This is a genomic window from Acidilobus aceticus, assembly GCF_055392325.1.
Window position 1 is genome coordinate 1,001,275 of record NZ_AP042407.1, and the last position, 11,723, is coordinate 1,012,997.

The window sequence follows — 11,723 nt, forward strand, 5'->3', positions numbered from 1 at the left end:
TTCACGGGCTGTAGTGTTTGCATGAGGGCTTCGATCCCTTAGGGTGGCTCGAGCTTTCAACGCAGTTTAGGGATAAGAAATTCATTAATTATGATGACCTTAGAATACCTTCCCTCCCGGCGATCTTAAACAACGCAGGCATAAAGTCTGTCGAGGGCCCTAGGGGATTAAACCTAAGGTGGTCCTGCTGTGGCCTTTACGAGGTTATTGTAAACAGGGGCAGCCTGGAGTCAGAACTACCAGCCTCTCCTAAACCACTGAGCTTCTATATGCGCCCCCTGGTACTGCACAAGTTAGAGCGCGACAATATTTATATGAACCCCTTCTCCTGGGACGTTAAAGACGTTGTACCACTCTATGGCAGCGACTTAAGCCCAGTGGCCTTAGCAGCTATTAATGGCACCAGATGGTCAAGGCTTAAGGTGCTTGAGGTCTTAGACTTAGAGTCCCTTAGATCTAAGGAGGGCCCTGTGACAGAGCCTAAAGTGTCGTTACAGCCCTTTAGCTTAGTGCTCCCTTCTAAGGCAGAGGTCCTTGGCATTGATGTTATTAGAGTTCTCAAGGCTAGTGACTTCCTCTTAGCCCGCCTCACTGATAATGTCCTGGTGCTCCCTCTGGCTCATTCATCTAAGCTTGCCTTAAGGGTTGACACTTCGCGTTACGACATTAAGGCTTCGGTTCTCTACCCCTTTGCTTACTTTGAGGATGTTTACAGGCCCGGGGATGCCATAGAAGCCAACAGCGTAGTGTTAAGGCAGCCGAGACCCTTGTCCATCTCTTCAAGCTCCCCGATTAGGGTTGAGTTTAGGGAGGGTTACGTTAACCTAGAGCTTCAAGGAGTTACATACATAGGCGAGGGGGATGAGCCGCAGGCCATAAGGCAACTACTGCAGCTAACTGTGGGCTACCTACAGTGGAGCGCCTCCCCAGGCTTTGTGAGTTCGGGCTCCTCATCAGCCGTGATCTACGACCTTGCCCCTGATTCAAAGAAAATGGGCTTTGTTGTAATTAACCCCACTCGCTACGACTCAGAACTTGAGGCCAGACTAAATAGAGAAGTTGTGGAGGGAAGCGTTTGCTCCTCTATAGGATGTTACCCCTTAGAAAAGAGCCCCGCGGGCCTCCTTAGGGTTCCAGCCCCCAGGGGGTGCTACTGCTTCGTCACGCTAACCCTTGGAGTTCCCTCACATCCCTGAGGCTTCTCCCTCTGTCTTGGGCACCAGCTGGTCTAGCCTGTTCTCAGCCGCAGCCACCACGTAGTTTATGAAGTCCTCCTCATAGGGCACGCCTATGAATGACATGACGCCGTTCAGAGCTATGGCTGGGACGCTCATAACTCCATACTTTTCTGCTATGTCCATGTTCTCGTAGGCCTCTACTGTATCTGAAATTACCTTGGGGTTGTTCTGCTTCCAGGACTCATAGGCAAACATGTTAGCGAGTAACGCGGCGTAGGGGCAGTAGGGGCACGACGGGGTTACGACGGTCTCTATGTGCACTGAGCCCTTGAGAGAGGCCAGCTGCTTCTTCGTTTCGGGGTCGAGACCGCTCTCGCCCTCGCTAATCCTCATTATCGTCTCTATGAAGCCCCTTATCTCCTCGCCTGCAGGGGTTCCTGTGTACCTTATTACGCCGCCCAGCAGTGTTACGGTAGGGACCCTCTCAACGTTCTGCCTTTTGAACTCTTCAAGATCCTCAGGCTTGGACTTGCTGAAGACCCTCAGCTGGAGCATCTTCTTGCCATCGCGAACGGGCGAGGCGTCGGCTATGGTCTTAACAAGCTTGTACGCGTCCTCGCAGGTCTCGCAGCGTGAGGCATCATCTATGAACAGGTCCACGGTTACTGGCGATACCATGTATGCTAGCGTGTCCTTCAGCTCCTTTATTAGCTCCTCGTCGAGCTCCACATCAAAGTACCTTCCGGCCATTGACGCACACCAAACTACTTAGGTATCTTACTAGGAGCTTTTTAAGCACTAGTTTAGTTTAGTGCGCTGTAACCAAGGCCTGTCCAAGACGTTAGCTTCCCTTAACTAGTACTAAACGGGCCTAGAGCGAATTAGATGACGTACATAGCTCACATTTTTAGCCTTAGTTAAGCCGCATACCTAGCGGGATCATGAAGGTGAAGCAGCACCTGCAACAGCCGCTGCCCATACGCCAGCCCTGCGAAGTGGCGGCCAAGGAGGTCATGCCGTCAATTAGGGCGTCCATAGCATATGTGCTGGTCAACGAGTTTAAATTATCTAAATACGAGGCCGCTAGACTCCTTGGCCTCACGCCCGCCGCGGTCTCAAACTACATAGAGGGAAGGCGCGGCGAAAAATACATGGCCAAAATACTTAACGACAAGGCCAAGGCTGAGAAGATAAGGGAAGCAGCAATGATAATTTTAGCATACTCTTCTGACGCTAAGAGCTCCGAAAGATTCCAGAACATAACTTGTGCTATTTGTAGCTCCGTCAACGAAGTTGCCCAGATGTATGGATGTCATTACCTTACCATGAAAAAGCCTGAGCAACTGCACGCTTAACACGTATCCACACGTACCACTTACTAGCTGCCCTCCCTGCACAACTTACTTCTTGAACGCCAGCTGTAACCGCTGAGGTCAACTTAAAAGCTTAGGCTATCAGGCGGCGTCAATTATCTTAGTGCAAGTTTGGTTGAATAACACCTTTAAAACTCGCGAATTGTTAAACTAATATATAGCCGTCACCAAGAGTGCGGCAGGCTATGTACGAGGCCTCCAGGGAGTTCGTAAACAGGTCATTATATCTGCTAGCGGAAGTAGGGGACGTTATAGCGCTCAACTACCCCAGAAACCAGTTAAAAAGGACTGTGGACCTTGCACTTAAGAATAAAGAAAGCAGGGTGATTCTTGTTAAACTCGCATATAGCACCAGCCTAATAGGCAAAAGCGAGAGGGAGGAACTCAAAGGACTTTCATCAACGCTGAAGGTGAACTCTTTCATAGTGGCTGAACGCAAGGGAGATATTAAGTTAGTCGACGGCGTAGTGTATGATTACGAGGGTTCTAAGGTAATCAGTGTCGAGACCTTGATTAACTCTCTTGAGGGCGACCTGCCAGTAATATATGAGGATAGGGACAACTTTAAAGTAAAAGTTAATGGTGAAAAGTTAAGGCAAAAGAGGGAGCTGAAGGGTTATAGCCTTGGCACCATGGCTAGGTTGGCCAAGGTTTCTAGAAAGGCCATCTATGACTATGAGAGGGGCAGCATAAAGCCAACTCTTGACGTGGCTGAGAGGCTGATAAATGAGCTTGGAGAGGACATAGTTGCTAGCATAGACATATTTGATCCTTCAGAGGAAATACTGTCTGGCTCCAAGCCGTCTCATGGAACGGACTTCGACGATCAGATGGAGGTAGAGATGGTTAGAAGGCTCAGGGGGCTTATGCTTGACGTTTGCCACGCGAGGAGAGCGCCGCTTGATATATGCCTCTCCGGCAGTAACCTTAGGGCCCTAGTAACTATATCGCACGGCGGCGAAAAACCTAAGGACTTTAATGATAAAGTGACAAACATGTTAAGAATGGCGAAGTCAATCAAAGGTGAAGGCTTCGTGGTTGTGGAGCCAAGCCTTAGGGAGCTGGCCAAAGAGCTTAATGAGCCCGAAAAGGTCTTCACTCTAGAGGAGTTCATAGACTTCATAGGTGGGAAGATTGCAGAAAAAACTGATAGCCATAACTGGAAGGCCAGGAATAGGAAAGACGACACTGGCTCAGACAATAGCAAGTGAGCTAGTTAGCATGGGCTGTTCCCTGGGCGGGTTCACGACACCAGAGCTACGGGAAGGAGGGGTCAGGAGGGGGTTTCTGGTAAAGAGCGTGGACGGCTCGAGATCTGTACTCCTAGCAAGCGTGACGCCCGCGCCCCAGGGGCTGAGAGTCGGAAGATATTACGTAGACCCTGCGGCGGAGGGCAAGGTGCTCTCAATATTAGAGGACAGCATTAAATCTAGCGACATAATTATAATAGACGAAGTAGGCCCTATGGAGCTTAGCTTAAGATCTTTATCACAGGCCCTTACTAAGCTTATTATGCAGCCCCCTAAGCCTCTCATAGTAACTTTCCACTACAGGCTCAGGGATCGGTTCCCAGAGCTCTTCTCCGCCTTAACTCAGGGTATACTAATACGCCTAGATGAAAATAACAGGAATGAATACATAAGGAGGGCCCCTGAGCTTGCAAGGTGGTTGGCTAATGAAGCTTGCAGTGATAAGGGAAGGAAAGGCGCTGCTGTACATACCTGATACGAGGCCTGCAGTAGATCCGCTCAGAGGAAGCCTAGAGCCTGCATGGCTTCAAGTATTCTACAACCCTAGCATGGAACTGAACAGGGACCTCTCGGTTCAGTTCCTGAACGCTTATGCTGCTGAAAGGTCCCCGCTTAGGAGCGCCATAGACGTGCTCGCAGGCACCGGCGTCAGGGGTTTAAGGTATCTGCTCGAAGTAGGAGGCCTCGAGAGGGCTGTGCTGAATGACATTGACGAGGAGGCCCTAAAGCTCATAAAGGCTAATATTAATCTTAACTCGCTCGGAGATAGAGCTGTAGCATCTAACAGGGACGCCAATGCCCTACTCTACACCATAAGTCACGAGCTCGGAGGGGCCTATGATATAGTTGACCTAGACCCCTTCGGAAGCCCTGCACCTTTTATCAGCGCTGCAATTTCCGTGGCATCTAGAGGTGGAGTCCTTGCAGCCACCGCGACAGACCTCGCAGTCCTGGGAGGCTCTAAGAGATTGGCCGCTAAAAGGAAGTACTGGCTTGACAACCCCCCAGGGCCTACCAGGGGTTACCGCGAGGTTGCACTGAGGGTTCTTCTAGGCTTCATAGCTAGGGAGGCGGCATCGCATGACAAAGCAGTGAGGCCTCTCTTCTCAGTAAGCGTCGGCCACTACGCTAGGGTATTTGTGACATTCGATAAGGGCTCCCAGAAAGCATATAGGTCGTTGGAAAATAACATGGGCTGCATTCGCGTCAAAAATGGCGTAGCTTTAATGCAAAATGGTCTTCCCTCAGACTCGTGCTACGGACCCATATGGACAGGCCCCCTCTGGGACAAGGAGATAGTGGACAGGATGCTCAACGATGCGAAGGCACGCAAGTATGAATACCAGGGATGTTACGCAGATGCGTTTAAGGTATTAAGTCTGATAGAGGAGGAGCTAAGCCTTCAGGAGTTCCCCCACCAGAGGCTGGACGAGCTGTGCTCTGAAGCTAAACATAACATGCCCGCCCTAAGTGTAATAAGGGCCAGATTAACATCACAGGGGTATAGGTTCTCTAGAACTCATCTGAGCCCCATAGGATTTAGGACTGACGCGCCACCCGACGCCATACTGGAAGCTTGTAAGTCAAGCTAGCGGTCTACAGCACCTCTAAGTAACTATTTATTTATCCGACTCTTTTAATTCCTCTTAAGGCTGAAGCAGCGCACAGACCACAGTTTATAAAATGTGCTAATATCCTGTTGAAGATCACTCGTTGAAGCGCGAGCAGTAGCGGGGCGAAGAGTCGCCTAATGGGGTCCGCGTCCTCGAGGGTGCCAGCCCTGTAGACACCGCAGGAGGTAAGCGATGAGGTCGGGCGGCTAATAGTTGTTAAAGGCAACTGTTAGCCACTATGAAGGACAAGCTCTAAGCACAGGGGAGCCTTACACCAAGCGCGAAAGCCTAATAGCTTCCCCCTTTGGTTCAGAAATGAGAAGAGATAAGCGATGGATCTCAAGAGTGACGCCAGAAGGCCGCTGATAGTAGTTATAGATGAAGATGACGACATAGGCGCTACTTTAGGCAGGTCACTGGTTATGGGCTATAAGAACGTTGTGGACGCCGCCACGCAGTTCGCCATACTAAGGCCCGAAGACCCAGACTCCAACGCGATGTTTGTTGGACTTAACCTTTATAAAGAGATGGAGGCCGACGGTAGGAATCCTGAAATCATTGTTGTGGGCGGCCATCCAAAGAACGCCCTCTTGGCCCAAAGCTTAATTAAGGCCAGAGTCCAGCAGGCTATCTCCAAATCCCCTGGCAACTACGAGCTTTACGTGGTCGGTGATGGCCTGGACGAGCTCTTTATGGCGCAAATACTCCGGGATGTGGGCCCGATAGCTGGCGTGAAACAGGTCATAGTGGAACAAAGCCTTGGCGTTGAAGGAAGTTACATACTTTTAGCCAGGTACATTAGAAAGGCCCTTAACGACCCCAGGTACTCAAAGTACTTCCTAGGACTTCCTGGCCTGCTGCTCTTAGTATTTGGGCTTCTAACCATCTTTGGCTACCTGCTGCTCTCACTTAAGATTATGGCGGCGCTGCTTGGCTTCTTCATGGTAGTTAAGGGCTTTAACCTGGAGTCGCAGCTATGGGAATACCTAAAGACGACCGCCGTCAGGGTTCGCGAGGGAAGCGTCTTCCAGTTAGCTGGCCTCGGAACTCTGGCCATTAGCGTAGCAATAAGCGCTTACGGCGCCTATATTTTAAGTAGAAGCGCGGCACCCTTGACAGATAAGGTTGGATATGTTGTGTCCTATGACGTTACCACGCTTATCATAGGCATGGTTATATATGTAATTATAGCTAGCGTCTTCTTCAAAGTATCCCGCAGAAACTTCAGGCTATACAGGGAGGCACAGGTGATATCAGTGCTGATAATGCTCGCAGCAGGCCTCTATTACATGGGGCTATCCATAGCCTCCACGCCATTGCCCAGCACCTTAAACGGCAGCTACGTCTATAGCATCCTGATAGGCAGCGGCTTCTTAGTATACGCATTAACAGGCGCTGCTATAGCGGCCCTGATAGAGATAGGGGTCAGGGTGAAGTCCCACGAACCCTCCTGATGACCCTTATAACGCTGTGTACCAGGTTATAGTTAATGATAAGGACTGGCAGAAGGCCATAAAGATGATAGAGGACCTCCACTTAGATCTTGAGACCTTCATCGTGTACTTTGACCTCAGGAGAAGGGGGAAAAAGGTTACCGTGGGACCTAGGCCTAGGACCCTGCTCTACAACATGACAGATAACAGGATAGCTGAAGTCCTGATATTAAGCGAAGGGAACTACGTCAAACTCATGGACATAGTTAGGTGGAGCCAGAGGGCAGCGGCAGATGCCCATGAACCGATATTAGCCATAGTAGATGAGAGCGGCGGCGTGACCTATTATGAGGCACGCGTGGTGAGGCAGCTTTCTTAGAGAGTTATGAAACGCACTACCAGAAGCGATAGTGTAGCTGAGACCAACGAGGCGGCTGGCGACATTCTTCTGCCGCGGTGAAGCGACGCCGCTGGGAGCGTGGAGAGGGGGGACATGGCCATAAGTAGCCTAGCTGCATATTGAACCGAGAGGGTGTTGGTTAGCATAGAACTTAGGGAAGATGAAGCTATGTAGTTTACCAGCGCATAGACTCCCACGAGGGAGATAGCTGGCGCTACGGCAGAGATCCCCATCAATATGTAGGCTTCTACCTGCAGCGACTTCAAACTTCTCAGGGACTCGTAGAATATGTCAACGAAGCTTTGCAGCGCCGGGCCTATTCCAACACGGCCAGCGACCTTATCGGAGCTCACTATTGCGTTGATTATGGACTTACCAAGCATGGAGGCCCTTGAGAGCACGTCAGCGAAGGGCAGCCCTAGCCTTGCTCTCTCCGACGCTTCCCTCAGGAGCCTGAGGGACTCCGCGAACCTTTTGGAAAGCCTTGCCCACGATGCCTCAGATACTATGGTAGCCAGGGTAAGGATGATCAACGCTGCAAGGTATCTCCCCAGGAACATTATCAGCGAAGCTGCAACAGCCGAGCCTATAGTCAGGCCGGCAACCCACCAGCCACCTTCAGGCTCTCCGAGCTTAGGCCTGAGGAGGGCCAGCAGCATTGCAAGGCTTGGCGACAGGACCATCATAAGTACTGCCAGAGGTATTAGAAGGTTAGAACTTCCAAACAGCGATAATGGAAGCAACACGGCGGCTGAAACTATAAGTGTAGTCATGGCTTCAGTTATGGTCTCGCCCAACTTTGCGTAGCTCTGCCAAGTAGACTTGACGGCATCCATAGTTCTTGCGTATAGGTTCACCGCGGCCCTAAGCCGTGAGAGCCCCATCTCTTCAACCGTCAGCAGTTCCCTAATGACTTCCCTTAACCTTGAACTTGGCGTCGTGTCGGCAAGTATCCTAAGCGCCCTTCTCTCATCATAACCCGCTGCCAGGAGATAACTCAATCTCCTTGTCTCTACCCTGCTGAACTTAAGGCCTAGGCTTTCGGAGGCGGTTACAAGCACCGCGGAGAGGTCACGCGAGGAGGCAACGTATGGTATCATTACTGCTAGCAACGAAGGCATCTCGTCATTAATTCCCGAGCCGAGAAGGGAGGCCAGCAGCCTCCTGCTAAGCTCTGGAAGGAAGAAGACTATGACTCCCAGAGAGGCTAGGACCAGTATCAGCAAGTAGTGCACATGAAGAGCGACATATGACGCCCCGGCAGCTATGAAAAACGCCACTGCAAGTATAGGCGATATAGCGTCAATTGCGTTAAGCGTTGTCACCAGAGGGCCGTAGATCCTGGGATCATTGAGCCTCCTGCCCATCATATCATATCACCGTAATGTGATATGTAGAACTTGGCTAGCTCGGCGCGCAGCTCCTCTGGGGATCTACCTGCAACTGATTCGAGAAACTTAGCCCTGGCTTCCATTTCCTCCTTTATATCACCTATGCCCAGCTTCTCCGCTGCCCACTCAAGCTCCCGGCTTCTTTCAACTATGTCGCTGATACCTACCTCTCCATATCTATAAATGATGACGCTGTTACCATTCTCAACCTCGGCTATTTCGGTGACCCTCCTAACTGCGCGGCCCCCAGTGGCCTGAAGGCGTTTGACTTGCACTATGGACTTTATGGAGCTTAGGAAGAGGGGCGGCAGCGCTATAGGCTCCATGCTAAGCCTCATTATAACCCCCTGAGGCGAGTCACTGTGAAGCGTAGTCATGGCTCCATACCCGCTGGCCGCAGCCTGAGCCAACAGTTTGCCTTCCCTGCCCCTGACCTCCCCCACTACCACGTAGTCCGCGCGCCTCCTGAGGGCGAACTTCAGAAGGTCCTCAAGTGTTATCTCCTCAACCTCCTCACCAGGGGTTCTCGGCCTTGTAACTAGGGAGTCCCACAGGGGGCCTGTGACCACCAACTCTGGCGTGTCCTCTATCGTGACTACCTTGGAGTAAGGCGGCAGCGTGCTGATAATTGATTGAAGCACGGTAGTTTTTCCGGCCCCCATGGCGCCGCTGACTATTATGAAGCCCTGAGCTTCTGCTATGAGCCAGAGGTAAGCGGCAGCAACGGGATCTATGGTCTTGTTAGCCAATAGGTCGGCTATTGTAAAGGGCTTCTGAGGGTACTTCCTTATAACGAAGCTGCTTCCGAACCTGCTCATCTCGTTCATAAACGAGACCGATATCCTGTGGCCCTCCACTGTTAACCCTTCGGCATAAGGAGAGACTATACTCACGCTCTTGCCGGCCTTTCTTGCGAGTTCGACTACTATTCCGTTAGCCTCTTCATCCGTCAACTTTATGTCCGTGAGGACCCAGCGCGAGGGCACCTCCTTATGTATGACTATTACATTCTTAGTCGAACCCGTATATGATATCTCCTCTATGTGGGGATCCAGCATCAGCGGGTATATCTTACCATAGCCGCTCCTGTACTTTTCGGCCAGGTAACTCTCGCGATCGTCCCTGGGCTTAGTAAGGCCTGTGGCCACATAAACAAGCCTGTCATGATCTATGGGCTCGGGTTCCCTTACCATAAGTCTGGGTACTCCATCACCTCCCCTGTAGAGGAAGTACTCCACGGGCCCTATTCTGTAGTGGGAAACGACGCTCCACGAGGGCGGGCTCTTTCCCTCCCCGTCATGGTCAGCCACGGCCTGAAGCTCCTCCTCATGAGAATAGTAGGAGGGCCTATGAAGGGCCCCCCTAAGCCTAGAGAGAAGCCCCATCATGGCGACTCAGCCTGCAGTGACGCTCACAGGGCTCGTGTAGTAGACCTGGTTGTTCATCTCATACAATAGGTAGACGCTCTCGACGGTTGAGGTCAGATTTACATTCCCTACAGCAATAATTTCGCCACCAGGGTTTATAGTGACGCCCTGAGAAGTCGGCGCACTTGTTGATATACTATATCCGCTGTTGGGGCTGCCCTCTATATAAACATCCTCCTGGTTTCCGTTAGAAAGCACCAGAACCAAGTTCTTGATAGTTATTTGCAGTGGCTCGTTATTTATAATCTTGACGTAGAGCAGCGCACCGCTGCCCGTAGGGGTTGCTGAAGCTTCAACGGTGACTCCGCTGCCCATGCTCATAAATGCGTTCATGGACCTTTGGAAATACGAATAAACCATAAGACCTCCGACTATAGTGGCCGCTATTAGTATAACGGCTCCGATTATATTTGAAAGGGACCTCCTCTGCCTGCTCACCAACATCACCTCCCAGCCTCCTATAGGGAACTAGGCAAGGCAACGATCAATGGCGTTTCAGATGCAAATGCTAATAAACTCCAAGCCTTGTGACTTGACAGAATTGCAGGACAATAAACGTCCCTTCAGGCGGGAGGAGGTCAGCTATCCCTATATTCCCTGCCCTTCTCCAGCAGGGCCTGGTGAGAACGTGAAGCTAGAGCCTGTTAAGGACATAAGAGTTGATCCTAACATGCCACTGAAGGACCTAATTGATTTGTACGGGGAGGAATACGGCTTCATGGCCGGTCACGTGTGGAGGGCGGCGCAAATACTTGCTAAGGGACTTAGCGAGTCGAACCTAAGAGTCATCTCATTTACGGGCAACTTGGTGTCAACAGGCCTTAGAGGTATAATAACGCAGCTCATAAGGGCCAGGCTTTTCAATGTAATTATGACCACGTGCGGCGCCCTGGACCATGATATAGCGAGGGCCATGGGTGGGGCTTACTCAAAAGGGTACTTTGAAGGGGATGACGTCGACCTAGCAAGACATGGAATTCACAGGCTGGGCAACATTTACATAAAGGTTGACGACTATGGACCTAAGGTGGAGCAGTTCGTCAGATCCCTAGCCGCCAGGGCTTCAGCGCTTAAGGAGGAGTGGGGCATGTATGAGCTCCTAAAGCTGGCAGGCGAGATGATAAACGATGAGAGCAGTTTCCTTAAGGCAGCACATGATACCGGCGCTGACGTATTCGTCCCAGGATGGCCTGACGGCGCTTTTGGGACAGACCTCTTCTTCGAGAGCCAGAGGGGGGTTAAGATAAAGATAAACTACTTCAGGGACATGCAGAGGCTCTCGGACCTGTTCTTCGGAACCCATGGCAAGGCCTCAGCGCTTATAATAGGCGGAGGCATAAGTAAACACCACACCATCTGGTGGAGCCAGTTTAGGGAGGGCCTTGACTATGTAGTTTACATAACTACGGCCGTTGAGTGGGACGGAAGCCTAAGCGGTGCCATGCCCAGAGAGGCCATAACGTGGGGCAAAGTAAAGCCTGAAGCCGACAAAGTCATAGTCTATGCGGATGCCACTATAGCGCTGCCCCTCCTGGCGGCTTACCTCTTGGCCAACGCTAAGCCGCCAGAGACTTCGGACCAAGAATGATACTACATTTTACTAGTTTCTGAGCACCTTATTAGTTTAGCATCTACGCTAACACTTGCTGTTATGTGAA

The 11,723-nt window shown here is 51.1% G+C and carries 12 protein-coding genes; 8 read left to right on the forward strand and 4 right to left on the reverse strand.

Features of this window, described 5'->3' with window-relative positions; all coding sequences use genetic code 11:
• The first annotated feature begins 314 nt into the window (after window positions 1–314).
• The gene (locus ACZ5OO_RS05250; RefSeq protein ID WP_464077988.1) at window positions 315–1,196 is read left to right on the forward strand and encodes a hypothetical protein; all 882 of its coding nucleotides are present in this window, start codon (window positions 315–317) and stop codon (window positions 1,194–1,196) included.
• Here ACZ5OO_RS05250 and pdo read toward each other — a convergent pair.
• Window positions 1,185–1,928 carry a protein disulfide oxidoreductase gene (gene pdo / locus ACZ5OO_RS05255; protein ID WP_013266128.1) on the reverse strand — a complete coding sequence of 248 codons (744 nt, stop codon included), beginning with the start codon at window positions 1,926–1,928 and terminating at the stop codon, window positions 1,185–1,187. The genes ACZ5OO_RS05250 and pdo overlap by 12 nt on opposite strands.
• Before the next feature lie 191 nt (window positions 1,929–2,119).
• Here pdo and ACZ5OO_RS05260 point away from each other — a divergent pair, with 191 nt between their 5' ends.
• From ACZ5OO_RS05260 to ACZ5OO_RS05285, 6 genes are all read left to right on the forward strand, one after another.
• On the forward strand, window positions 2,120–2,533 hold the full coding sequence (locus ACZ5OO_RS05260; RefSeq protein ID WP_013266129.1) for a transcriptional regulator: 414 nt from the start codon (window positions 2,120–2,122) through the stop codon (window positions 2,531–2,533).
• Window positions 2,534–2,736: 203 nt separating this feature from the next.
• Window positions 2,737–3,762 (forward strand): helix-turn-helix domain-containing protein, encoded by a 1,026-nt coding sequence (locus ACZ5OO_RS05265; protein ID WP_464077989.1) that lies wholly within the window; start codon window positions 2,737–2,739, stop codon window positions 3,760–3,762.
• A complete protein-coding gene (locus ACZ5OO_RS05270) occupies window positions 3,686–4,276 on the forward strand; it encodes a nucleoside-triphosphatase (RefSeq protein ID WP_464077990.1) in 591 nt (196 codons plus the stop codon). The genes ACZ5OO_RS05265 and ACZ5OO_RS05270 overlap by 77 nt, the downstream gene beginning before the upstream one ends.
• On the forward strand, window positions 4,227–5,393 hold the full coding sequence (locus tag ACZ5OO_RS05275) for a hypothetical protein (RefSeq protein ID WP_464077991.1): 1,167 nt from the start codon (window positions 4,227–4,229) through the stop codon (window positions 5,391–5,393). Before ACZ5OO_RS05270 ends, ACZ5OO_RS05275 begins: the two co-directional genes overlap by 50 nt.
• A gap of 353 nt (window positions 5,394–5,746) precedes the next feature.
• Window positions 5,747–6,868: a DUF373 family protein gene (locus ACZ5OO_RS05280; RefSeq protein ID WP_464077992.1), complete on the forward strand. Its 1,122-nt coding sequence runs from the start codon at window positions 5,747–5,749 to the stop codon at window positions 6,866–6,868.
• A 16-nt stretch (window positions 6,869–6,884) separates the two neighbouring features.
• Window positions 6,885–7,226 carry a hypothetical protein gene (locus ACZ5OO_RS05285; RefSeq protein WP_013266134.1) on the forward strand — a complete coding sequence of 114 codons (342 nt, stop codon included), beginning with the start codon at window positions 6,885–6,887 and terminating at the stop codon, window positions 7,224–7,226.
• On the opposite strand, the gene ACZ5OO_RS05290 is transcribed toward ACZ5OO_RS05285, so the two are convergent.
• From ACZ5OO_RS05290 to ACZ5OO_RS05300, 3 genes are read right to left on the reverse strand one after another with little or no spacing between them, the layout of a single operon-like run.
• Window positions 7,223–8,617, reverse strand: coding sequence for a hypothetical protein (locus ACZ5OO_RS05290; RefSeq protein WP_464077993.1), 1,395 nt, complete (start codon window positions 8,615–8,617; stop codon window positions 7,223–7,225). The genes ACZ5OO_RS05285 and ACZ5OO_RS05290 overlap by 4 nt on opposite strands.
• Complete coding sequence (locus ACZ5OO_RS05295) at window positions 8,614–10,026, reverse strand: type II/IV secretion system ATPase subunit (protein ID WP_464077994.1); 1,413 nt, start codon at window positions 10,024–10,026, stop codon at window positions 8,614–8,616. The genes ACZ5OO_RS05290 and ACZ5OO_RS05295 overlap by 4 nt, the downstream gene beginning before the upstream one ends.
• Window positions 10,027–10,032: 6 nt before the next feature.
• Window positions 10,033–10,503 carry an archaellin/type IV pilin N-terminal domain-containing protein gene (locus tag ACZ5OO_RS05300; protein WP_464077995.1) on the reverse strand — a complete coding sequence of 157 codons (471 nt, stop codon included), beginning with the start codon at window positions 10,501–10,503 and terminating at the stop codon, window positions 10,033–10,035.
• 232 nt (window positions 10,504–10,735) lie between these two features.
• Here ACZ5OO_RS05300 and ACZ5OO_RS05305 point away from each other — a divergent pair, with 232 nt between their 5' ends.
• Window positions 10,736–11,653 (forward strand): deoxyhypusine synthase, encoded by a 918-nt coding sequence (locus tag ACZ5OO_RS05305; RefSeq protein WP_464078563.1) that lies wholly within the window; start codon window positions 10,736–10,738, stop codon window positions 11,651–11,653.
• Window positions 11,654–11,723 lie beyond the last annotated feature (70 nt).

Excerpts from the sequence above, each read along its gene's own strand:
- ACZ5OO_RS05250 (WP_464077988.1), top strand. The coding sequence starts at position 315 with ATGAACCCCTTCTCCTGGGACGTTAAAGACGTTGTACCACTCTATGGC.
- pdo (WP_013266128.1), bottom strand. The coding sequence starts at position 1,928 with ATGGCCGGAAGGTACTTTGATGTGGAGCTCGACGAGGAGCTAATAAAG.
- ACZ5OO_RS05260 (WP_013266129.1), top strand. The coding sequence starts at position 2,120 with ATGAAGGTGAAGCAGCACCTGCAACAGCCGCTGCCCATACGCCAGCCC.
- ACZ5OO_RS05265 (WP_464077989.1), top strand. The coding sequence starts at position 2,737 with ATGTACGAGGCCTCCAGGGAGTTCGTAAACAGGTCATTATATCTGCTA.
- ACZ5OO_RS05275 (WP_464077991.1), top strand. The coding sequence starts at position 4,227 with ATGAAGCTTGCAGTGATAAGGGAAGGAAAGGCGCTGCTGTACATACCT.
- ACZ5OO_RS05280 (WP_464077992.1), top strand. The coding sequence starts at position 5,747 with ATGGATCTCAAGAGTGACGCCAGAAGGCCGCTGATAGTAGTTATAGAT.
- ACZ5OO_RS05290 (WP_464077993.1), bottom strand. The coding sequence starts at position 8,617 with ATGATGGGCAGGAGGCTCAATGATCCCAGGATCTACGGCCCTCTGGTG.
- ACZ5OO_RS05295 (WP_464077994.1), bottom strand. The coding sequence starts at position 10,026 with ATGATGGGGCTTCTCTCTAGGCTTAGGGGGGCCCTTCATAGGCCCTCC.
- ACZ5OO_RS05305 (WP_464078563.1), top strand. The coding sequence starts at position 10,736 with ATGCCACTGAAGGACCTAATTGATTTGTACGGGGAGGAATACGGCTTC.